This window comes from Methylocella tundrae (genome assembly GCF_901905185.1).
In the GTDB taxonomy this organism is placed as follows: Bacteria; Pseudomonadota; Alphaproteobacteria; order Rhizobiales; family Beijerinckiaceae; genus Methylocapsa; species Methylocapsa tundrae.
This window is the reverse complement of the sequence record NZ_CABFMQ020000073.1, coordinates 53,941-77,291: the sequence shown is the minus strand read 5'-3', so window position 1 is coordinate 77,291 and position 23,351 is coordinate 53,941. Positions and strand designations below refer to the sequence as shown.

Sequence of the window (23,351 nt, the reverse complement as noted above, 5' to 3'; positions counted from 1 at the left end):
TTTTTCGAAAGCCACGCCGCCAAGTCTAATAGGGTGAATGATACATGCGTTGTTTTTTGCGTCCACATCTTTGACAAAGGCGCGCGAAGAAATCCGGCGCAAGGGCAGGGCAGGCCCGGGCGGGGATCGCGACGCCGCGAGTCATTTGGCCGGGAAACGACGCGCGCTAAAAAAAAATGGCGCGCCGCCGCGACATCGAAGCGTCCTTGATGCGAAAAAGCGCAAACGCGCATGAGGAAGGCCCAAAATCTGCCGTCCACGGACAAGTCGATGCGCCTTTTCGAGCCGCACATCCAGACCTCGTCTGATCGGGCGGCCGCAGCGCCCCAAAGTGCCTGGTGCGTCTTCTCATCAGGTGAGCGCGCAATCGCGGGCGGAGGCGCCCAATGCAAGCTGCATTCACCGGGTTGCGCTCGCCGCGCGGGACACTATAGTGCGCGGATTCGCGTTGCCTGCGGCGCCGGGAGCCCTTGGAGAGACTCCAGGCCGAGCAGGAAAAGGGACATCCGTCCAATCTTTTAGCGAAAATGCGGAGGGGTGGCCGAGTGGTTGAAGGCGCACGCCTGGAAAGTGTGTATGCGGGAAACCGTATCGCGGGTTCGAATCCCGCTCCCTCCGCCAGTTTGCCGTTTTTGACAGTTTGCCTGGCCCGGAAAAGCTCCATAGTTCAGTCCATTAAAGGGTTATTCGTGTTTGCCTCGGTTTTTTAACGTTTGCCTCAATCCTAGTTATAAACTAGGACGCTCGCTAGGCTCAGTTTTTGACCGGCGCGTTAGGCAGACAAAAACAGTGGTTAAGAAAATCAATCGGTTATCGGCGCGCACCATCGCGACCCTCTCAAAACCTGGCCGTCACGCTGACGGCGGCGGGCTCTATCTCAAGGTCGACGCCGGCGGCGCCAAGCGCTGGACCTTTATGTGGATGCGCGCCGGCCGTCAGCGCGAAGCCGGGCTTGGCTCCGTCATCGCCGTGCCGCTCGTCAAGGCGCGAGAGATCGCGGCGTCCTACAGAGCCGTCCTAGCCGATGGCGGCGATCCGATCGAAAGCCGTCAGAAAGCGCAGGCCGAAAAGCAGGGCCGCAAGACTTTCGGCGACGTCGCCAATGAGTTCCTGCTCGCCAACGAGCCGAGCTGGCGCAACGCCAAACATCGCGCACAATGGCGCATGACGCTCGAAGTGTACGGCAAGGCCCTAATGCCGGTCCCCGTCGAAAACATAGAGACGACGACCGTCCTCGAGGCGTTGAAACCGATCTGGCAGACCAAGCCTGAAACCGCGTCCCGGCTTCGGGGCAGGATCGAAGCCGTTCTCGACGCAGCGCGGGTAGCCGGGCATACGCCGGCGGACCGGCTGAATCCGGCGCGATGGAAAGGCCATCTCGACAAGCTGCTGCCAAAACCGAACAAGCTTTCGCGCGGGCATCATGCCGCAATGCCTTATCTTGACGTTCCCCGGTTCGTATCGAGATTGAGGGAGCGCGAAACGATCGGCGCGCTTGCGCTCGAATTCCTTATTCTGACGGCCGCCCGCACGGGCGAAGCGCTGGGCGCCGAATGGCCGGAATTCGATCTTGCCGAAAAGCTCTGGACCGTTCCGGCCGCGCGCATGAAAGCGGGCCGGGAGCATCGCGTCCCGTTGCCGCCCCGCGCCGTCGAGATCATCGAGCAGCTCGCCAAGGTCAGGACCGGCGCAGTCGCCTTTCCTGGTCAGCGGCTCGACAAGCCGCTCTCGAACATGGCGCTGGAGATGGCGCTGCGACGCCTCGGCGTTCACGACGCGACGGTGCACGGGTTCCGGTCCGCGTTTCGTGACTGGTGCGGCGAAGAAACGCATTTTCCCCGCGAGATCGCCGAAGCGGCGCTTGCCCATGTGACCGGCGACAAGACAGAATTGGCTTACCGGCGCGGTGATGCGCTCGAAAAGCGGCGTTCGCTTATGGAGGCTTGGGGTGAGTTCTTGACCCCCAGCAGAAATCCGGCGAGCATCGATCGCGCCGCCACCTCCGGATCGACCCCAGGGCGGCCGTTTCCCTCGCAGTAAAGATCGCCGACTTCACTACCCAGCCATGAGAGATCGAGAACGCGATCGACCCGCGCGATGATGTGGTCGTCTGGCACAAGCTGACGTAGCGAACCCGTCATGAACAATTCGAGCTGATCACGTTCCTTGCGCCCAAGCATGCCGCCGCCCCGGATGAAATCATCGAATTGAAGAAGTGAATCACGGAAAGGGACGTTTTTTCAACGACCCCGCGATGCGGGACTGGAAGATGGCCTGCGGAAAGGCGGCGCATGAACCCCGGCGGGCAAGACTTGGATTGGAGGCCGCCGACGACGGCGATCAGGATGTCGCTGACGCCGCATGAACCGCAATCAGGACGCCGAAGGCGATATAAACGCCCCTGTTGCGCACGACGCCTTTGTCGCGGATCTTGACGCGGCTTGTGTCGAAGAAAAAGCTCGGGTAGCAGGCGTCGTGCAGCTGGTTCTGCAACTCCGCCACTTCCTCCAGAACGGTGTCGGTGACGCCCGAAATGAGGCGAGCCGTCGATTCCATAAGGTCCTCCAAAAATGGCCCAGAATCCCGACATCGTCATGCCGCGCGCGTACGTCGAGGTGATCTTATCAGCGAACTCGGGAAATCGCGCGGATTTGGCCATTTGCTTCGGATCGTAGGTCCCGGCCCCGTCGCGCGAGATCGCCACCGTCATTTTTGAAGAGCCGGTCAGCATCGTCTTCTTCGAATGGCCGTAGCGGCAATTGCCTCGCCAGCCGCGTTCTCGCGCTCAAGGCAACCGTCGAGCTCGGTGTTTAGAATTCGCCCCGACAGTGCGCTCGGCGTGCTGATCCAGTTGCATAATGAAAGACCGTTTGATCTGCTCCCACTCTCTGCAGTGGCCGCGGTTGTAAAATCCAAGCGCCCTATGAGCGGTTTTGCAGCTCCGCACTGGCCTTCCCATTCGTGATTTTGGCGTCGCGCGGGGTGGAGCAGCCCGGTAGCTATTCAGGCTCATAACCTGAAGGTCACAGGTTCAAATCCTGTCCCCGTAACCAAAATACAAAAGCTAATTCAATAGCTTATGCAAAGCCCCGCTTGGCTCTCGCCGGCGGGGCTTTTGCTTGTGTCCGCACTGTGTCCGTTTTTAGGGTCATTCAGAAACACGATCAGGCCGCGTGAGAGAAGCGGAAGCGTCGCAACGAGAATGCGCGCGATCTCGGCCAATCCGAGAAAAAACGTCCCTTCGTCCTACGCCTCTTCGCGTTGCCGACGGCGCGGACTATGGTGTTCAAAAATGGGGGTGGCGAGTCGCGCTTTTCAAGTGGCGAATATCGCGCGTCAACTTGGAAAGCGTCGAATGGCAGTCAAGAAGTCCGATCTATATTCATCTCTTTGGGCGTCCTGCGATGAACTGCGTGGTGGCATGGATGCCAGCCAGTATAAGGACTACGTCCTTTTCATGCTGTTCATCAAGTACGTCTCGGACAAGTACGCGAACAGCGACGATCTCGAGCCGCCGCTCACCATACCGAGGGGCGCAAGCTTCGGCGACATGATCGCCCTGAAGGGCAATCCAAACATCGGCGATCTGATCAACACCCAGATCATTCAGCCTCTCGTTGACAGCAACGAATCCCTCGCTCGCACAGATTTTCCCGATTTCAACGACCCGAACAAACTCGGTGAGGGCAACGATCGCATCGAGCGGCTGACAAACCTCATCGCGATCTTTGAAAGTCCGGATCTCGATTTCTCGAAGAACAGGGCGGATCACGACGACATTCTGGGCGACGCCTATGAATATCTGATGCGCCACTTCGCGACGGAGAGCGGCAAAAGCAAAGGCCAATTCTACACGCCATCCGAGGTAAGCCGCATCATCGCAAAGGTCATCGGCATTTCGCCGAGGAACACGGTCGCCGGCACAACCGCCTACGACCCCACATGCGGATCTGGATCGTTGCTGCTGAAGGTGGCCGCGGAGGCTGGGAGGCGCATCACACTCGAAGGCCAGGAAAAGGACGTAACGACGGCCGGTCTGGCTCGCATGAACATGATCCTGCACGATTTCCCGACGGCCAGGATCGTCGCGGGCAACACGCTCGCCAATCCGAAGTTCCTGGATGGCGATCGCTTGCGGACTTACGACTACGTCGTCGCCAATCCACCCTTTTCGGACAAGGCATGGTCCAACGGCATCGACACCGGCCGTGATCCACACGCCCGTTTCAGCTGGGGCGCGCCGCCACGGAAGAAGGGAGACTACGCTTATCTACTTCACATAATTCGTTCGATGAGGCCGAACGGGAAGGCCGCTTGCATTCTTCCTCACGGTGCTCTGTCTCGTGGAAACGCTGAGACCGAAATCCGAAAAGCATTGGTCAAATCCGGTTACCTAAAGGGCATTATCGGTCTGCCGCCGAACCTGTTCTACGGCACAAGCATTCCCGCGTGCATCATCGTACTCGACAAAGAGAACGCTGCGGCCCGGCGCGGCATCTTCATGGTCGATGCCTCGAAGGGCTTCCGCAGGGACGGCGCCAAAAACCGGCTGCGCGAGCAAGACATGCATCGCATCGTCGACACGTTCACCCGAGCCAATGACGTTCCCGGTTATGCGCGGATGGTTCCACATGATGAAATCGCTGCTGACGGGAATTCGTACAGCCTCAGCCTGCGGCGCTACATCGACAGCTCCGAGGCCGAGGATATTCAGGACATTGATGCGCACCTGAACGGTGGGATTCCTGTTCGCGATATTGATGCGCTTGCCGCGTGGTGGAAGGTGATGCCGTCGCTGCGTGGCCAGCTTTTCGCAGACCTTCGACCTGGCTACCTGTCCCTCACTTTGCCGGTGGAAGAGGTCAAGGCGGCGATCGAGGACCACAGCGAATTCCAGGCGTTCACGAGAGCCGCCGGCGATGTTTTAGCCGCCTGGCGCACCCGGACCGATGCCACCGCCCGCGCCTTTGGATTGAACGGCCACCCGAGAGAATTTATCGAAGCCGTTTCCGAGGATCTGCTCGAGGCCTTCCGCAAGGCGCCGCTGGTCGACGCCTACGATGTCTATCAGCATCTGATGGATTATTGGGCCGAAGCGATGCAGGACGACGCCTATCTGATCGCCGCAGTCGGCTGGGCGGCGGGCGCCGCGCCGCGCGAAATCGTCAAGCGCAAGAACAAGGAGGGCAAGCTGGTCTGGCCCGAGCCGGGCGATTATCAGATCGGCAAGCGCCGGTTCACGTCTGATCTTGTGCCGTCGCGCCTGATCATTGCCCGCCATTTCGCGGTCGATCAGGCAGCGATCGATGCACTCGACGCCCGCCTCGCCGAACTTGAACAAGAGATGGCCTACAAGCTTGAAGACGGCGCGGGCGAGGACGGATTGCTGACCGAGGTGATCGAAGGCGAAGGTGAAAAGCAGAAGATCACGGCCAAGGCGATCAAGGCGCGGCTGAAGGAGATAGGGCGCGACGCGGATCTGGCGGACGAGCGAGAGGCGTTGCTCGCCTATCAGGCACTGATCGACGATTTCGACGAGGCGAGGAAGAAGCGCAAGGCGGCGGAAGAAAAGCTCTACGCTAAGGTTCATGCCCGCTATGCAGCGTTCACCGACGACGAAGTGAAAGAACTCGTCGCAGGCGACAAGTGGCTTGCCACGATTGAAGCTCGGGTTGTTTCAGAAGTCTCGCGGGCAGCGCAATTGCTGACGGCACGCACGAGACTTCTTGCAGAGCGCTACAGTGAACCGCTGCCTAGGTTGAAAGACGATGTCGCTCGGCTCGATGGTCGTGTCACGACCCACCGACAGTTGCTGCGTGGGCAGAAGCGTCTGGTCGGGTTCTCCGACCAGTGGCGCGAGGTTTCATTTTTCGAGGCTGTGTCGATCGTTAGCGGACAAGTCGATCCGAAAAACGAACCATACAGGTCGATGGTTCTTATTGGGTCGGAACACATTGAATCTGGAACTGGAATGATTTTGTCACTTAAAAGCGCTGCGGAACAAGGCGCCATAAGCGGAAAATATCTATTCCGTCGTGGTGACATACTTTATGGAAAAATAAACCCTCACCTGAAGAAGGTTGCGATTGCGCCATTTGATGGTATTTGCAGTGCAGATATCTATCCACTGAGACCGCGGCACGGTTACTCTTCCCGTTTTCTTCTGTCAGTTTTGCTAGCAAAAGAGTTTACGGAGTTTTCCGTCTCGTTGTCTGCTCGAAGTGGAATACCGAAGATCAATAGAGAGGAACTTGCCGGTTTTCGCTTTCGTGTTCCGGATGAAGTTGAGCAAGAATCGATTGCGTTGGTGCTCAACGACATCGACGAAGAACTCGCGACGCTGGAAAAGCATATAAGCAAGTTGCGCGCGGTCGCTCAAGCTGCGACGCAGGCCTTGCTGAGCAGTCAGCGCATTCAATTTAATTCGAACACCTCGGAGGTTGTGGAGAGAGGCACCCCCAATGCCTGAACGCCCGCGCAGCGAACGCGTCACGCAGAACCGGCTCGCCGCCTTCATCACTCAGGCAGAAGCTGCGGGCGGTCTTGGCTATCGGCCGCTCGGCGATTGGTCGGCGCGGGCGAACAACCGCTGCGTCGAACCGGACCTTTTGCGCAGCAACCTTACCGCACGCGGCTATTCCAAGCCCGAGATCGATGCGGCGCTCACCCGCCTCATGCAGGCGATCGAGGTCACCGGCACGACGCTTTACCAGGCGAATCTCAAGACCTACACGCTGCTGCGCTATGGCGTCGATGTGCAAACCTCGGTCAGTGCGCCCTTCAAGAAGGTGCACCTGATCGATTGGGAGAACGCCGACGCCAACGATTTCGCCCTTACGGAAGAGGTAACGCTGAAGGGCGGGCACGAGCGGCGCCCCGATCTCGTCGTCTATCTCAACGGGCTCGCCATCGCGGTGATCGAATTGAAGCGCGCCGCAGTCGAGATCGGAGATGGCGTCCGCCAGCTGATTTCCAATCAGGACGAGATCTTCAACGCGCCGTTTTTCGCCACCGCCCAGCTTCTGCTGGCGGGCAGCGATGCGCAGGGCCTGCGCTATGGCACCATTGGCACGCCCGAAACCCTGTTCGTGGAATGGCGCGACGAGAATCCGCCCGAAGGCGAACTCCCCGCAGGCGCGCTTCTTGACCGGCCGGTGGGCCAGCTTCTGCCCAAAGAGCGGTTGCTCGACCTGATCCGCAATTTCGTGATCTTCGACGCCGGTATCAAGAAGGTGCCGCGGCATCATCAATACACCGGCGTGAAGTTGGCGCAGGAGCGCCTTGCGCGGCGCGAGGGCGGCGTGATCTGGCACACGCAGGGTTCGGGCAAGAGTATTCTTATGGTCTTACTCGCCAAGTGGATTCTGGAACGCGAGCCTGACGCGCGCATACTTATCGTCACCGACCGCGATGAACTGGACAAGCAGATCGAAGGGGTGATGCGCAACGCGGGCGTGATCGGTTCGGAAGCGCCATCGCCGCGTGTCACCCGCCGCGACGAGTTCGTCAGCTGGCTCGGCGCGCCGTCACCCCGGCTGATCTGCGCCTTGATCCACAAGTTCGATTCAACCGATCTTTCCGGCCCGCCACCACTGGTGACCGGCCGCTTCTATGTGTTTGTGGATGAATGCCACCGCACCCAGGGCGGTGACATGAACAAGCAAATGAAGCGCTGGCTGGAAGGCGCGATCTTCGTCGGCTTCACCGGCACGCCGCTTCTCCAGAAGGACAAGCAGACGACGCGTGAGGTCTTCGGCACCTATATCCACACGTACAAGTTCCAGGAGGCCGTCCGCGATAAGGTCGTTCTCGATTTGAAGTATGAGGCGCGCGACGTGCCTCAGCGCATGACGAGCCCCGCCGCCATCGACGCCTGGTTCGACAAGAAGACGAAGGGGCTGAACAACTTCCAGAAGGCCGTGCTTCGCAAACGCTGGGCGACCATGGAGGAATTGCTCAGCGCAACCGAACGCAAGCGCCGAATCGTGGCGGAGATCGTTCAGGACTTCGATCTGAAGCCGCGTCTCAGCGACGACCGCGGAACGGCAATTCTGGTCGCGTCATCAATCCGGGATGCCTGCGAGTACTTCCGCGAATTCCAGAACACCCGGCTCGCTCCGCATGTTGGGATCGTTACGTCTTTCGAGCCGAACCATAACGCCATCTCTCGTGAGCCGGCAAACAGCGACGAGCGCTATAAGTACGATACCTACACCAGGTCCGTCTTGAAGGGTGGGCAGAGCACGACCGCCTATGAAACCGAGATCAAGCGGCGCTTCATTGAAGAGCCGGCGAACACGAAGCTCCTGATCGTCGTTTCGAAGTTGCTCACCGGCTTTGACGCACCGAGCTGCACTTACATCTATATCGACGACAAGCTGCGCGATCACACGCTCTTCCAGGCGATTTGCCGAACCAATCGGATCGACGGCGATGACAAGAGTTATGGTTACATTGTCGACTTCAAGGAGCTTTTTGGCAACGTTCAGCACGCCATTGCGGTCTATAGCTCTGACGAGTTGGATATCGACCAAGGCAGCGGCGGCGAGAACAACGTCGAAATCAAGGGTTGGCTCGATGAGGGCAAGGCGCGCTTCGATGCAGCGCGGGAAACCCTGCACTATCTTTGCGATCAGGTGCCGCCGCCGAAGGAAGTTGAACAGTATCTGCGATACTTCTGCGGAGACGCCGCCAATCCGAATTCGCTGAACGAAACGGAGGCGCTGCGAGTATCCTTCTACAAGGCAGTCGCGTCGTTTGTACGGGCTTATGCGGCCATCGCACAGAACCTCGACGAAGCGGGTTATGATGCGGCTACTCAGGCCGCGATCTTGCGCGAGGTGGAACTCTACACCGACCTCCGCGCGGCCATCAAAAAACATTCCGGCGAAGAGCTCGACATCAAGCCCTACGAGGCTGACATGCGGCATCTTCTGAATACCTACATCCAGGCCGATCCGGCTCAGGCCCTCGGAAGCCTCTCAAATGTTTCACTGACGCAGGCGATCATTGAGACAGGCATTCATGATGCCATCGCCAAACAACTGAACGAGAAAGGGAAGCTCTCAAAGAATGCCGTTGCTGAGGGCATCATCAACAACATTCGCAAGACGATTATCCGCGATCAGCTGACCGATCCGCGCTTCTTCGATGAGATGTCCCGGCTCTTGGAGGACTTGATCAGGCAAAGCCGCGAAAATGCCGAGGCCTATGAGGACTTCCTGCAAAACGCAGAGGATCTCATCAAGCGCTTGGCTGGGCGGACGCCAAACGACGGCCTACCGGTCGCACTTCACGGAAATCGTGAAGCTAGCGTCATCTTCAACAATCTGGCGACGATACCGGCAAGTGGCTTTATCTGCCCAGCCGACGATGCCGGCAAGGCGAATCTGGCACTGGAAATCGATCGAACAGTGCGCGAATACGCTCCTGCTGGATGGAAGGGCGATGCCGTTCGAGAGCGAGAGGTAAAGAACGTGTTGTTCCCGCTGTTCAATCGGGATCGTGACGCAACGTTAGCGATGTTCGAGATCATCAAGAATCAGCCGGGGTACTGATGGCTGAACTGATTCACCTCGGCGATATCGCAATCAGCGTCACCCGGAAAGACGTGAAAAACGTCCACTTGTCGGTTCACCCGCCGGATGGGCGCGTCACGCTCGTTGCACCAATGACAACTCGAATTGACGTTGCAAGGGCCTACGCGATCACGCGGATTGGCTGGATCAGGCAGCAGAAAGTCCGTTTCTCAAAGCAGGCTCGGGAGGCACCGCGTCAATTCAAGGGACGGGAAACCCATTATCTCTGGGGTCGGCGGCACCTCTTGAGGCTAACCGAACGGGACGAAAAGCCGACAATCAAAGTGGATCATCGAACTATCCACCTGCAAGTTCGACCCGGAGCCGAGGCGGAGCAGCGAGCCCGCATAATGCACGAGTGGCATCTCGGACTGCTTCACGATGCGATCCCCGAGCTGATCCGCAAGTGGGAAGCCCGGATCGGGGTCAAGGTTCGCGGCTACTTTCTGCAACGGATGAAAACCAAATGGGGAAGCTGCAACCCTCAGCGCGGGACGATCAGGATCAACACCGAGTTGGTGAAGAAACCGCGCGATATGCTCGAATATGTGATCGTGCATGAGATGATCCACGTTATTGAACCCAAACATACGAAGGCGTTCTTCCAGCATCTGGATCGCCTTTACCCGAATTGGTCCGTGGTTCGCGCGGAGTTGAACGAGCTTCCACTGTCTGCCGAAAGCTGGCCGAGACGGCAGGAAGGCGGATAAAGTGGCGGAGAGGAGTTTCATGAGTCAGCCTGCTGAAGCCTTCGGTCGAACAATTCAGCTGTTCCTTGTCGATGGAACGCCGAACGGCCTGACGATCGCCTCGATACACGGCTGGACGGGCTCAGTTCTCGTTGCCACGCAGTCAACTTTTGCGAAGCTGCTTGCGCGACCGGAGGTGGACCGGACTGGCGTATACATCCTGTTCGGGCCCGATCCGGCGGATGCGCTTTCCATGCGTGCCTATATCGGCGAAGCAGACAGCGTTCGCGATCGTATTGCGCAAAGCGCCGGCGATCGAGGGTTCTGGGAAACCGCGGTCGTGATCACAACAAGCGACGAAGCCCTTACAAAAGGCCATGTGCGGTATCTGGAAGCAAGACTGATCGAGCTCGCGATCAGCGCCGGACGGGTAAGCCTCGACAATGGCCAGGCGCCAAGTGCCGACAAGAGGCGAATGCCAGAGGCCGACCGCGCCAACATGGAGGCCTTCCTCGCGAACCTGAAAACCGTGTTGCCAGTGATTGGTTTAGATTTGCTCAAGCCGCGTCCCGTTGCAGCCACAAAAGCCGCTGGGCTCGCAATGACACCAGACGAGACAAGGTTCGAGATCCGGCACAAGAGCGGCGTCAAGGCGACCAGTGTGGAGGAGGAAGGTGAATTTGTCGTCCTACCGGGCAGTGAAGCACTTAAGGACGCCGGCTATCAAGGCACTAACTCTTATGGCGAGTTAAAGCAGGAATTGATTGCACAAGGTGTGTTGGGTGCTGCGCCAGATGCGAAATTCTACACTTTCGCCAAACCTTACGCCTTCAAGAGCCCTTCGGCAGCCGCCGCGGTGGTCCTTGATCGCAATTCCAACGGGCGCTCAGAGTGGAAGGTTGTTGGATCAAAGCTGACCTACCATCAATGGCAGGAAGAAAAAGCGCGGACCGCAGGCAATCCGGCATCCTAACCGCTGCATGCCCGCGCCTGATCGCGCAGGCGGGCATAGTCCAGCGTCGCCTGTTCCAGGGCCGTGCCAGTTGGCAGGCGTTGGATTCCGTCGGCAAGCGGTCCTGGAAGACGCGATCGTATGCCGCAACCGGCGGGCAGACGACGGACGGCCTAGAAGGAGCCGTCGCGCAGGCGGTCAGCGAGAGCGTCGCGATCGCGAGGAGCGGCAGCGCCCGCTTAGAGCATCCGGTCCCTGGCATCGGAAGCCTCCTTCTGGGATTTGAGTTCAGCCTCGCGGGCTTTAGCCGCTTCGGCGGCGGCATCTGCTTTGCGACCGGCGGCGAAGATCGCCGCGGTGGCGATGACCACCGCGACGATGAGGACGAGAGCGATCCAACCGGTCACTTGTTCGCCCCGGTGATCCCAGCGCGCAGTGTGCCGAGGCCGAGCGCGGCGAGGATCTGGGTGAGCCAGTCGGAACCCACATCGACGCCCGGCACGTCGATGCCGAGGCCTTTCTCGACGACCACGACAAGAACGAGCACGGCGGCAATGATGTAGGTGCGATAGCCCGCCCCGAACGGAAGAACGGCGTGTGAATAGGCGTGGAATAACGACCCCGTTTTTGGGGTGATCGGCTTTGGCCTGCTGCCGGTTTCGTGGACACCAAGTTTGGGTGTTTCATGACGCCGGAGGTGGGGAATGCAGAAACGTAAATATAGTCGCGAGTTCAAGATCGAGTCGGTTCGGCTGATTCGGGAGCGGGGGGTAAGCGTGGCGCAGGCTTCTCGGGATCTCGACATCTACGAGAACGTGCTGCGGAAATGGGTGAAAGAGTTTGCCGCCGATCAGGCGCAGGCTTTTCCTGGGCTGGGGCAGATGAAGCCGGAGCAGCTTGAGATCGAGCGTCTGCGGCGTGAGGTCGCCAAGCCGAAGGCTGAGCGCGACATTCTAAAAAAGGCCGCAGCCTAGTTCGCGAGGGAAACGATATGAAGTTCGGTTTCATCGCGAAGCACCGTTCGATCTGGCCGATGGCATGGCTCTGCGAAGCGCTGGGCGTCTCCCATTCGGGCTTTCATGCCTGGCTTGCCCGTGTTCCAAGCGCACGCGCGTTGGCGGACGAAGCGCTGGCGCCGAAGGTCAGGGCGAGCTTTGTCGCAAGCGCGCGAACCTATGGGGCGCGCCGCGTCTGGAGAGACGTTTTAGCCGATGGCGTATGTTGCGGACTGCACAAAGTCGAGCGGCTGATGGGGCGCAGGGCCTGCGGGCTCGACCCCGCCGGCGCGCCCTGCCGAGGGACGAAGGTGAGCGCATGGTGTCCACAGTCGCGCCAAATGTGCTCGATCGCCAGTTCGCGGCGGAGCGGCCAAATCAAAAGTGGATCGCCGACTTCACCTATGTCTGGACGGCGGAGGGCTGGCTCTACGTCGCCGCTGTGATCGATCTTTTTCCCGCCGTGTCGTCGGCTGGTCGATGAAGGCCGAAATGACGGCGCAGCTCGTCGCCGATGCTTTCGTCATGGCGATCTGGCGGCGCGGCAAGCCGAATGCTTTGCTTCATCATTCAGATCAGGGCAGCCAGTACGCGAGCGCGCAGTTTCAGAAGTTGATGGCCGATAACGGCGTCGATTGCTCGATGAGCCGATCCGGAAATGTCTGGGACAACGCGGCGATGGAAAGCTTCTTCTCATCGTTGAAAACAGAAAGAATCCGGCGCTAGGTCTATCGCTCGCGCGATGCCGCGAGAGCCGACATCTTTGATTATATCGAGCGGTTCTACAATGTGACCCGAAGACATTCGACGATCGGTTATGTCAGCCCAATCGAGTTCGAAAGGAAGGCCGCGTTAGCTTAACTGTCTGTCCACAAGACCGGTCGCAGGCCATGGAGTAGTTCTCGGTCTATGATTTCATTCAGTGCGCTCTCCCCCGGTTAGGGACCGTATAAAAAGGCCCGCAGCGAGGGCAGCGCTGCGCCCGAAGTATCGCTCAAATGTGTGTTTTTTTAAGTTGAAGTCCAAAGTTTGATCTAAATCGCAACGTCTTGCGGGGATTTAGAGGCTACTGTGATATGATGGTTATTCGCTTTGGCAGGAACCTCGAGCAATGCTCCGTCCTTGATCGGCGTTCGTCGGATCGGCGGACGGGGGGCTCTCCCCTTGGGCGGACGCTCTGTCGTCGACGATTGCACCCGCACATGCCTTGGCTTGGTCGCCGATACCTCGCTCTCTGGCCTGAGGGTCGCACGGGCCCTGGATCAGTTGATCCATGAGCACGGTAAGGCCAGGATGGTGGTCAGCCACAATGGCAGCGAACTCACCTCGAATGCAATCCTGCGCTGGGCCAACGACAGCCGGGTGGCCTGGCATTACATCGCGCCCGGCAAGCCGACCGACAACGCCTTCATCGAGTCGTTCAATGGCAAGTTTCGGGCGGAATGCCTGAACGCACACTGGTTCATGAGCCTTGACGACGCCCGTTCGAAAATGGAGGAATGGCGTAAGGACTATAACGAAGTCCGGCCCCACAGCGCGATCGGAAACAAGCCCCCGATATCGCTGATCAATGGCTCACCGGCATCGCTGCCGACATGAGCCAAAACCGGCGAAAATTCCAGCAGCAGCTGGCCTAAAAACAGGGAGCAGTTCAGTAATTGGAAAATTTTAGTTCAGATTGGACAAATTTAAGGGAGTAGGTCACCACGGCCAGCACGTCATGCGCCAGCCGTTCGGGATTCGAGGCGACTTGGCGGGGAATCTGCCGAAGATGGCGTAGCGGCGCGCCGGCACTTGGCTCCACGCGCCAATTGGGGATGAGAATCTGAAGGATCTCATTCCAACTTAAGCAGCCGGCCGAGACTCTTAGCACTATACTCAGTAACGTTGGGGTGTACATTAGCAGACATATTTGGATCTTTCATCGTCTGCTGAAGCGGGAACGCGTTTGCCTTCACGCGTATGATTGCATTGCTAATGGCCTCTGAAATCGTATCATCCGTTAACTTGTCCAGGGCAATAATATTGTCGGCCCATTGACTTAGATTTTTGCCGAAACAGGAATTCGTAATCGTGACGACGCCTGCCTCGGCCATTTCTAATGGAGGGTAACTAGGATGTGGCGACAGCATCAGAGAAATGCCAACAGACGCTGTGCGCAAATAGGTACTGTAGTCTTCTAAGGAGAGCTTGCCTCCAATTTCGACATTACAAACATGTGCGAGCGCCTCTGGAGAATATTCTTCCCCTAATGAGACAATTCTCCATTCTCTCGCAATTGTGGGATTTCGCTGTTGCCACAGGCTTATCCCATCGACCAAGATTTCAAACAAGTTCCTCGTTACATGTGGACGGCCGTAGAAGATGATTATTTTTTGCCTCTCTTCAATACCGTCAATCCTAATCAATCCGTTTCTTTTGTATCCAATATAGTAAATTGTATCAAACAAATATTCTTTCAAAAGGTACTGACATAGCTCATACGAATTAATTACAGCTACAGTTTCATCGCCTCTTCTTAATGTATTGTCCGCCAAAATCCAATTCGAACTCCATCCATAGAAGTTAGGTTCGAAATCTTGAATTAAATAGATAAGTTTATTAGACTTTTTAAACATTTTCTTCTGAACATCGATTGCCTCAAATGCAAGGTCAGCCGTCCACCATGCCGTTGCCACGAAAATATCCGATGACCGCACGGTCAGCGGTTCGAACCTCCGTTCCACTGCCTCGACAATTACATGCCCGCTGTTCGTGTCATGTGGAGATAGTCCTCTAAAAGAGTATTTTTTGAAGCGCACCCCAGCCTCGCTCACAACTGCGGCGTCAGTAACGATGATGCGAAAATCTGCAACAGTATTATAGCACCTCTCAAGATCATCGAACATTTTGAGCGCTGTTGAAACACCCCCAAAGGTTTGGTGCGGGTTTATCGTAGGAACCAACAAGTTCAATCGCGGTTTCTTATTTGAAGAAGGGAAATAGATGATCCTGCGAACCTCTTTGATGGCCTTTTCCGTAGCTGTAATACCAGACAGTTGCCTTAATAGTAGTGGCCGATAAGTCAGCGCAAGATTGGACGAAACATCTTCTTGTGTGTTACTTTCAAGCAATGTATTCTTTATGGGATAAGCGATCTGCTTTGAAATAATCTTTGCCCATCGAAAACCCGCGATTTCTGCGAAAAACAGAAATGAACGCTCAATAGCATGTGCCAAAGTTCCATCGACCTGCCCCGCTTCATCCGGAAACGCAGCAAACTCTATGTCTAAGTCCAACAATGGACGAAGTGCAGCAGATCGGCCCCAAAACATCGACCCCGATGGAAATTCTAGAAGATGAAGCTTATCAAGGTGAAAACCGGCTCGCCGTAGAAGGTCGGCCGCCATCTCGAAGTCGTAGCCCCAATTAAGAATCCCACGTAGCGCAAAAAGATGCTGAGGGAAAACAATTCCGACGTTTTCATTTTCAAATAAGCTGAATACACTTTTAACTATACGCTCACTCCCAAGTAAGTTTAAAAGAATATACTCCAGCCATCCCTCTAGCGGCCCCCCCCCATGTGGAGATCTCTTTGTATGCAGGTGTATAAAATATTCGTAGCGCTCAAATACATCCGAAAAGCCAACTATGAATGGCGCAATATCCCGACCTCTATTTTCAAATACGCGGACTTCTACTTTGCCATGTAAATATTCCCGCAAATAATTAGTTATAATAGCTTTTTTATCAATCGTATCCGTAGATATGAACAAATCAGTTGGTACCGGCACATTCGTTATGTAACCAATGATGGCAGGAAGAAGCTCCGTATAATACACATGAATTACTGCCGCAACACGGGTTACTGTACCGGAAGTCATAATAAAGTCAAACGGAACCGCTAAACAATAATCATTTTCATTGCATGGACGAAGGCTCGGTACCGCGTTTAAGTCTGTTGTTAAATTTGACGTGTACATGAAGCGTAAATGCGGTTCTCGATCTTCAGCGGCGCACGATTGGCGCCCTTCAGCACGTCCTATTTCTATATAATGGCGGAATGGATTTAGCTCATTAAATGACAAATCGCTATTGCAAAAGCAGTAATAACCTGTGTTGAAATCTGACCGCGGGTTACGTCCTTCTTTCCAGCCATAGAAAATATAGTGCTTAATCGGGTCTATATTTGAACTCCTTACGTCGGGATACCGTGAAAGATAGTAATTTACGTCAAACTCAGGTGCGATGATCAAATAGTCCAGCGCGAAATTTCGATCTCGGGAGTTTGGAGCTTTAGGCACCCGACCTTCTTTGCGCCCGTGACGTAGGAAATGCACGAATGGATTTCGATTTGCCCGTTCGACATCCGGATTTGATCCCCTATAGTACAAGGTATCGAAGCCCGCATGAGGATTTAGGCCAATGCGCCAGCCTTGCGTGCGATAGTGCTCGATTGGGTCAAGTTCGCTCCCGATTGTATCGGGGTATTGGGAGATATAAAAACTTCTGTCAAATTCCCGTTTTATGAGTCTATATTCGTTTCTATCTTTTTGTCGGGAAATTATTTTAGATAGATGCGCGCTAAGAATCGAAGGAATCATCTGTGTTTTCCCTTAAAAACGCGCGACGCCGCCGACGGTCGATCCATGACGAACCCTAGCATTATAAACAAGGTTTGACAGGTTTGACATTGACCATTTTTTACGTTGCAGGCTTTTGTAAAACGACTGAGAAATCGAGACCGCCAAATACAGTTGGATGGAGATCGAGGGGCTGCAGGTTGATCATCTGGCTATTGCAAAGCGACTGCGTTAGCGCCGAGAAACTGTCCGGCGTTAGCACCCAGCAATGAGCATCCACCTCATATGCAAGTTCAGCCTTTTCAGCGATGGAAAAAGCGTTTGCAAAGTTTAGCATAGGGCCCGGCAACGAATTACCGATCCAGACGTCGCGGGCGACAAGGCCCGGAGCGTGATAGTAAAAATGATCGAACACTTGCGCGAACGAAGGATGTTTGAACGCGGATTTGTGGGCCACGAGAGCGTCTGTGAAAGTACTCTCCTGTCTATAAATATCGAAGATATATCGTTTATCTGGAATTATTAGGAACAGGATGCCTCCTGGCTTCAACTTCGTGGTTATTTGCTTGAGCCATCCAATAATGTCCGGTACGTGTTCTATGACATGAGCCGCAGCGACCCAATCGTAGCCGTCAGGGACTTGATCATATCCTTGGAGAAGGTTATAGTTGATTGGCACAACGAAATCGGGATTATGGCCGGTATCAGGCTTAGCTATATCCCTTAGATATTCGGCGGTATTCCAATCAGCAAAATCGCATCTCCCTTCCATCGGCTCCACGAGAGGCAAATCAAACGCGCCGATTTCGAGACCACGCGTGGTTAAGGGATCAACATGATATAAGAAATGTGATCTATGATGGTGAAACCTACCGTCGCGCCTGGGGTTCTTAGAGGGCTGCGTCATAAGTGGGATCCTGGATTAGGCTATGGTTTGGATTAGTTGAGCAGAGCTTGCGGGCAGGCAGGAAAAATAGGTCGAGTTTAGCCGTGGGCACCAGTTGGCTGGCGCAATGCTGTCGCCGTAATCCAAGGACCAGCCTCTTGGGTCGGATTATCCTCATGGACCGAAAATTGATATCCGAAGTGTTCGAAGCATCGTTGAATCCCCGCTTTCTCGAGCCACGATGCGCTGGGCATTGTGCCGCCCCAGAATTGGCCAGAATTGGTAGTTTCACCGTAAATGTGTTCGTATAAGATAAGCTCAAGCCCGTCGCAATTGACTACCTTCGGTTTACGCCCTGCGCCGGAAGGCACGTCGGGATCGTAATAATGCGTCCATAAAAATACGCGATCTGTATGCTGAGCAATCGCTTTGATGAGCTCGAAGGGATTCTCCATATGGTAGAGAATGCCGGAGCAGAAAATCATATCAAACCGATCACGATTGATCTGAAGGAATTTCAAGCAATCGCCCAGCAGAAATCGGCAACGCGGTGTGCGTAGAATCTCTTTGACAATAAGGCATTTCAAGAAGGCCTCCGAGTTTGCTTCGATTGAAAGAATTCGATCGGCCCCGAGTTTTGCCAATTGATACGTGTGGGCACCTTCGAGCGGCCCAAGTTCAAGTATGTTCATGCCATGCAGTGAGCCTGGGACCAACCCGAGATATTGGGCGGCGATGGACGGGCGACGATCCGCGCTGAACATAGGCAATGCTCCCGAGGTAAGACCGGGATGAACCTCCTCGATTTTGCTTGCCCAGTGACCGTGAAAAAGATCGATAGCATTTTGATCAACGGGGAAGCGTCGCTCGAACTTGCTTTCCATCATTTTTGATGTCCCCTAGCCTTGGTTTTTCTCTAACAATTGACGCGCGCTTCTTTTTCTCATCAATTGGCGGCGCGTGTCAGGTTGTAGGCTGAAGTAAAGGAGTTTGCTTCGAATATCAATTGTTAGAAAGCAATTAGGGAGCTGGCCCCGCAAATTTGAACAGTGAGATAAGTGGATTTTCTGCCTGACGGCGGCGAGGATTCTCGCCGCCGTCAGGAGTGAAGATGACGAAGAGACCGCGCCGCAATCATACAGCGGCCTTCAAGGCGAAGGTGGCTTTGGCCGCCGTGAAGGGGGACAGGACGCCGACCGAGCTGGCTCAGCAGTTCGACGTTCACCCGAACCAGATCACGACGTGGAAAGGTCAGCTTCTCGAAGGCGCGGCCGGGGTGTTTGGCCAGGAGAGGAACGAAGCGAAAGAGGCCATCGTCGATCTGAAGGCGCTGCACGCCAAGATCGGCGAACTGACGCTGGAGAATGATTTTTTGGAAGGCGCGCTCACCAAAGCGGGTTTGCTGAGCGCAAAGCGATGATCGACCGCACGCACGGCCTTCCGATTCTGCGTTGCCATGGGCTCACCGCGCCCTTCGTCATCGACGCTCCGATGAACCGGCGCATCTTCGAGACCTATGTCGAGACCCAGCTCGCGCCGACCCTTGAAAAGGGCGATGTCGTGATCATGGACAATCTGGCGGCCCACAAAAGTCCGGCTGCCGAAAAGGCCATCGGGGCCACGGGCGCATGGATTCTGTTCCTACCGCCCTACAGTCCGGACCTGAATCCGATCGCGATGGCCTTCTCCAAACTAAAAGCGCGTCTGCGCGCCAGCGCCGTCAGGACGATCGACGCCCTCTGGCGCGAAATCGGCCAAATCTGCGATCTATTCGAGCCAGCCGAATGCCAAAACTACTTCAAAGCCGCCGGATATGGATTCACTTGAACATCCGACGCCCTAATACCAACGGCCTCGATATTTGGCTCGTGAGGGATTCCGCTTTCGCGTCTGAGATAATTGCATGGCGCGGGGAGGATTCGCGCGATGGCGTCAGCGGTTAAATTACGGACGGATTTTTCAGCTGGCGAACTTTGGCGGCTTGCGACGGCGGCGAAGAACGCGAACCAGAGCCGGCGTCTATTGGCGCTGGCGGCGGTCCTGGACGGCATGAACCGGACAGATGCGGCGCGGATCGGCGGCATGGATCGCCAGACGCTGCGCGACTGGGCGCATCGGTTTAACGACCATGATCTCGACAACTGGTCGAAGGGCAGGCCGACGCGCCTCTCGGCGGAGCAGCAGGCGAAACTGGCGCAGCTTGGACCGGTCCGGACCGGGCCGTGCATGCGTCGTGCGCTGGCGGCGCGTCGACTTGCAACGCGTCATCGGCGAGCGCTTCGGCGTCGTCTATCACGAGCGTACGGTCGGCAAGCTCCTCAAGGCGCTCGGCTTCTTCCATGTCAGCGCCCGTCGGCGCCACCCGGGGCAGGACGCCCGGACGATCGAGGCGTTTAAAAAAACTTCGCGGCCGCGCTGAACGTCCATCTGGCCGGCGTCAGGAAGGGCAAACCCATCGAGATCTGGTTCCAGGACGAGGCCCGGATCGGCCAGAAGAACGGGATCGTCCGCCAATGGGCAAGACGCGGAACGCGGCCGCGTCAGCCTGCCGACCAGCGCTACGAGAGCGCCTGGCTCTTCGGCGCGATCTGCCCGGCCCGCGGAACCGGCGCGGCGCTCGCACTGCCCTATGCCAACACAGAGGCCATGCAACTTCATCTCGACGAAATCTCACGCATGGTCGCCAAGGGCGCACACGCTGTCCTGCTGCTCGATCGCGCCGGGTGGCATACGACGGGGGCCCTCAACGTCCCAAAGAACATGACGCTGATTTTCCTGCCTTCCCGATCCCCGGAGCTGAACCCGGTCGAGAACATCTGGCAATATCTGCGCGCGAACTGGCTCTCGAACCGCGTCTTCGAAAGCTATGACGCCATCATCGACGCCGCCTGTGAGGCCTGGCGAAACCTCATCGCACAGCCCAAAACAATCACCTCAATCGGCATGCGCGAATGGGCCCACATCGGTCAATCATAAGGGCCGTTGGTATGAGGCGCCGCTCTCGTTGGCAAACGGCTTATCGACGCTCCCCGCATCATAAGCCAAAACAGGCGGAAATTCCAGTTTCGGCTGGCCTAAAAACCGGGAGCGGCTCACGTCAGGTCGGACTCTAACTCTACGTGGAGGAAATGCGCGGTGGCAGGTCACCAGCATTTTCGGCCGAGAGACCGCGTAAGCTGCCTTTCGAATGATCTGATGTCTGCAAACCTTGACTAGATCGGCGCTATGCTGCTCATTTAATGTTTCAGCACCCGATGATGCGCTGTTTTTCTCCTGCGCCTCGCCGCTTTCGCGCATAGCTCTTGGATCGAAACCTCATGAGAAAGGTCATCCTTGTTCTCGGAATGCATCGTAGCGGTACGTCCGCGATAACTGGAACGATGGTGCAGCTTGGCCTTGGCGCGCCGTTCACTCTCATGCCCTCCAACAACGAGAACGAGAGAGGTTATTGGGAATCGCTTAGAATTTCTGTTCTTCATGACGAGTTGCTCGCGGCAGCGGGAAGCAGCTGGCGCGATTGGCGTGCTTTTGACAAAGCATGGCGTCATTCAGCGTGCGGGAGCGCTTTTAGAAGCCGCGCCAAATTACTTCTCGGCGAAGAATTTGGAGAAGCGGAGCTTTTTGCCTTCAAGGACCCGCGCCTGTGTCGAATCATACCTTTTTGGGTGGCGGCGTTCGAGGAAATGCAAATCGCTCCTCTGGTCGTCATTCCCATCCGCTCGCCCCTTGAAGTCGCTCAATCTCTAGCGAAACGGGACGGATTCAGCCTGGAAACAGGATTGCTTCTATGGTTAAGGCATGTCCTTGATGCCGAACGCGAAAGCCGCCATTTTCCGCGCGCCATCGTGTCGATGGATGATCTTTTCGAGGACTGGCGGGGCGCGATTACCAGAATAGGGGGGCTCCTGGGAATCAAATGGCCGGCTTTTGGCGAAGCAAGCGCCGCGGCCATAGATGCTTTTCTATCGCCCGACCTTAGACATCAAAACGCCGCGGCAGACTCGCTGCCTCCCGTTTTTGCATGGACGATAAAAGCCTATGAGGCGATGCTGACTTTACGCGATCGCCCGCAATCATCTCTGGCGCTCAGTGCGCTGGATGAAGTGAACTCAACGTTCGAATTGGCATGCGCCTTCATGGGTCCAGCTTTCGCCGAAGTCGAGAAAAGAGCGGCGCGGGCTGAGACCGAAGCCGCCGCCATTTGCAGGGAGCGAGACGAATTGACCCGCAAATATGAAAACCTCACCCACGCGCTCGTGCATCGCGCAAAACAGCGACGCAATGAATCTCATAACATGCGGGTCGGGCCCTCCATTGACCCCGAGTTGAACCGTGAACGGGCGCGGCAAAGGCTTCTTTCCATTCGGGCTACGCTAGCTGGCGTCTCCGCCGGGAGTTGAATGGGCTGTGAATCGCGCGGCGCCTCCATCCTCGGTTCTGCGTCTCCAAGCCTTGATCAGGCACATTGATCCTATGCAGATAATCCAAGCTCAACTGGACCGCCGATGAAATCGCGTGGGAACAAGACCGGTGACCGCCGCGGAGAGACCAAGCGTCCGAACAAGGACGCGTCAGGCGGCGAAAAGCTGCCCCGTCACCCGCGTGAAACCGAGCGCAAATCAAAGCAAACGCGTTCAGAAGCCAAGTCGTCTGGTGACGCCAGGAACCATGTAATTGAGATTGAAAATCAACTCGCGCAAATGCGCCAGCGGGTTTTCTCGTTAACCGGCCAGATTGATGAGACCGACGCCTTATTGGGAGAGGTCATACAGGTCTCCGCCGACCTGGAGGCCACGCTCATCGAAATGAAGGAGCGGCAAGCTGAAAGCGACGCAAGAGAAGGGGCGCTGGAGCGAGCGCTGGATCTGGCGGAGAGAGCGAGCCAAGCAGGGAAGCAGCAAATCGCGGACCTCCATCTGGCCCTCTCAAGGGAACGTCAGCGGGCGGCAGAAACAGGCGATATGCTTGCGGCCCTTCAAGATAAGCTAGCGGTCGAGCAGGAGCACAGATCTGCCTTGACAAATCGAGCCGCGGCCGCGGCTGCGCGTTCAACGCGAGATCGCTTACAGCTTGAAAGCTTAACCGCCCATCTGGCCGCGACCGAAGTCAAACTCGCGGAAGAACAAGTTCGTTCGTCGGCTCTGGCGCAAAATCTTGAGACCGCGCGTCAGGCTGAGATGAACCAGAGAATGCTATTGGTGCGTCATGAGCGTGAAATCGATGCTCTGTTGAATAGCATGTCGTGGCGGCTCAGCGCGCCCTGGAGGGCGTTCAAGAGGCAATTGTCACGCATCCGACGGTTGTTGCGCGGCAAGAAGGCCAATCCCTTGTTCAACCGCCGTTGGTATCTGCAACGATATTCAGATGTGAAGGAAGGCGAAATCGATCCTTACGATCACTACCTGAGGCATGGCGCCCTCGAAGGGCGTGACCCTAATCCCTATTTTGACACCGATTGGTATTTACAACAGAACTCGGACGTCAAAAGCAGCGGCATAAATCCGCTCGTTCATTTTTATTTCCACGGCGCCGCCGAAGGTCGCGATCCACATCCCTTATTTTCAAACAGCTGGTTTGTCGAACGGTATTCTGCACTTCGCGCTAAAGGTGCGGTGCGAATGCCGGCTTTGCTGAAAATGAGAAAGGGCCAGGCTGATAAGCAAACAAATCTTTCGGCATGAGAATATCG

The 23,351-nt window shown here is 56.3% G+C and carries 12 protein-coding genes, 2 tRNA genes and 7 pseudogenes; 14 read left to right on the top strand and 7 right to left on the bottom strand.

Annotated elements, in window-relative coordinates; genetic code table 11:
* Positions 1-531: 531 nt before the first annotated feature.
* Together MPC4_RS06885 and MPC4_RS06880 are read left to right on the top strand one after the other, a co-directional pair.
* Positions 532-621: transfer RNA gene (locus tag MPC4_RS06885), tRNA-Ser, on the top strand.
* A gap of 168 nt (positions 622-789) precedes the next feature.
* The gene (locus MPC4_RS06880) at positions 790-2,040 is read left to right on the top strand and encodes a tyrosine-type recombinase/integrase (protein ID WP_174511861.1); all 1,251 of its coding nucleotides are present in this window, start codon (positions 790-792) and stop codon (positions 2,038-2,040) included.
* Here MPC4_RS06880 and MPC4_RS06875 read toward each other — a convergent pair.
* Positions 1,959-2,180: pseudogene (locus tag MPC4_RS06875) on the bottom strand (transposase); the annotation flags it as partial. The gene MPC4_RS06880 and the pseudogene MPC4_RS06875 overlap by 82 nt on opposite strands.
* A 160-nt stretch (positions 2,181-2,340) precedes the next feature.
* Positions 2,341-2,710 (bottom strand): annotated as a pseudogene (locus MPC4_RS21725) (transposase).
* Between the two features lie 266 nt (positions 2,711-2,976).
* On the opposite strand from MPC4_RS21725, the gene MPC4_RS06860 reads away from it, so the two are divergent.
* The 5 genes from MPC4_RS06860 (at position 2,977) to MPC4_RS06840 (ending at position 11,240) form a co-directional block, all read left to right on the top strand.
* Positions 2,977-3,053, top strand: a tRNA-Met gene (locus tag MPC4_RS06860).
* 302 nt (positions 3,054-3,355) lie between these two features.
* On the top strand, positions 3,356-6,469 hold the full coding sequence (locus MPC4_RS06855; protein WP_174511859.1) for an N-6 DNA methylase: 3,114 nt from the start codon (positions 3,356-3,358) through the stop codon (positions 6,467-6,469).
* Positions 6,462-9,557 (top strand): type I restriction endonuclease subunit R, encoded by a 3,096-nt coding sequence (locus tag MPC4_RS06850; protein WP_174511858.1) that lies wholly within the window; start codon positions 6,462-6,464, stop codon positions 9,555-9,557. The genes MPC4_RS06855 and MPC4_RS06850 overlap by 8 nt, the downstream gene beginning before the upstream one ends.
* On the top strand, positions 9,557-10,288 hold the full coding sequence (locus MPC4_RS06845) for a M48 family metallopeptidase (RefSeq protein WP_174511857.1): 732 nt from the start codon (positions 9,557-9,559) through the stop codon (positions 10,286-10,288). Before MPC4_RS06850 ends, MPC4_RS06845 begins: the two co-directional genes overlap by 1 nt.
* 19 nt (positions 10,289-10,307) lie before the next feature.
* The gene (locus MPC4_RS06840) at positions 10,308-11,240 is read left to right on the top strand and encodes a GIY-YIG nuclease family protein (RefSeq protein ID WP_174511856.1); all 933 of its coding nucleotides are present in this window, start codon (positions 10,308-10,310) and stop codon (positions 11,238-11,240) included.
* A 218-nt stretch (positions 11,241-11,458) separates the two neighbouring features.
* On the opposite strand, the gene MPC4_RS06835 is transcribed toward MPC4_RS06840, so the two are convergent.
* Entirely contained in the window at positions 11,459-11,626 is a 168-nt protein-coding gene (locus MPC4_RS06835) for a hypothetical protein (RefSeq protein ID WP_174511855.1), read from the bottom strand.
* Positions 11,623-11,955 (bottom strand): hypothetical protein, encoded by a 333-nt coding sequence (locus MPC4_RS06830; protein ID WP_174511800.1) that lies wholly within the window; start codon positions 11,953-11,955, stop codon positions 11,623-11,625. The genes MPC4_RS06835 and MPC4_RS06830 overlap by 4 nt, the downstream gene beginning before the upstream one ends.
* Here MPC4_RS06830 and MPC4_RS06825 point away from each other — a divergent pair.
* Together MPC4_RS06825 and MPC4_RS06820 are read left to right on the top strand one after the other, a co-directional pair.
* A pseudogene (locus MPC4_RS06825) lies at positions 11,924-13,075 on the top strand (IS3 family transposase). The gene MPC4_RS06830 and the pseudogene MPC4_RS06825 overlap by 32 nt on opposite strands.
* Before the next feature lie 315 nt (positions 13,076-13,390).
* Positions 13,391-13,813, top strand: a pseudogene (locus MPC4_RS06820) (integrase core domain-containing protein); the annotation flags it as partial.
* A 236-nt stretch (positions 13,814-14,049) separates the two neighbouring features.
* Here the strand turns inward: MPC4_RS06820 and MPC4_RS06815 are convergent.
* From MPC4_RS06815 to MPC4_RS06805, 3 genes are all read right to left on the bottom strand, one after another.
* Complete coding sequence (locus MPC4_RS06815) at positions 14,050-16,797, bottom strand: rhamnosyltransferase WsaF family glycosyltransferase (protein ID WP_174511853.1); 2,748 nt, start codon at positions 16,795-16,797, stop codon at positions 14,050-14,052.
* A gap of 100 nt (positions 16,798-16,897) precedes the next feature.
* Positions 16,898-17,683 (bottom strand): methyltransferase domain-containing protein, encoded by a 786-nt coding sequence (locus tag MPC4_RS06810; RefSeq protein WP_174511852.1) that lies wholly within the window; start codon positions 17,681-17,683, stop codon positions 16,898-16,900.
* A gap of 77 nt (positions 17,684-17,760) precedes the next feature.
* Positions 17,761-18,549 carry a class I SAM-dependent methyltransferase gene (locus tag MPC4_RS06805; protein WP_174511851.1) on the bottom strand — a complete coding sequence of 263 codons (789 nt, stop codon included), beginning with the start codon at positions 18,547-18,549 and terminating at the stop codon, positions 17,761-17,763.
* Between the two features lie 224 nt (positions 18,550-18,773).
* On the opposite strand from MPC4_RS06805, the pseudogene MPC4_RS06800 reads away from it, so the two are divergent.
* The 5 genes and pseudogenes from MPC4_RS06800 to MPC4_RS06780 form a co-directional block, all read left to right on the top strand.
* A pseudogene (locus MPC4_RS06800) lies at positions 18,774-19,114 on the top strand (transposase); the annotation flags it as partial.
* Positions 19,109-19,489 (top strand): annotated as a pseudogene (locus MPC4_RS06795) (transposase); the annotation flags it as partial. The pseudogenes MPC4_RS06800 and MPC4_RS06795, both read left to right, overlap by 6 nt.
* Before the next feature lie 99 nt (positions 19,490-19,588).
* Positions 19,589-20,638, top strand: a pseudogene (locus MPC4_RS06790) (IS630 family transposase).
* Positions 20,639-20,979: 341 nt separating this feature from the next.
* Positions 20,980-22,062 (top strand): sulfotransferase family protein, encoded by a 1,083-nt coding sequence (locus tag MPC4_RS06785; protein WP_174511850.1) that lies wholly within the window; start codon positions 20,980-20,982, stop codon positions 22,060-22,062.
* Between the two features lie 105 nt (positions 22,063-22,167).
* Positions 22,168-23,343 (top strand): coiled-coil domain-containing protein, encoded by a 1,176-nt coding sequence (locus tag MPC4_RS06780; RefSeq protein ID WP_174511849.1) that lies wholly within the window; start codon positions 22,168-22,170, stop codon positions 23,341-23,343.
* Positions 23,344-23,351 lie beyond the last annotated feature (8 nt).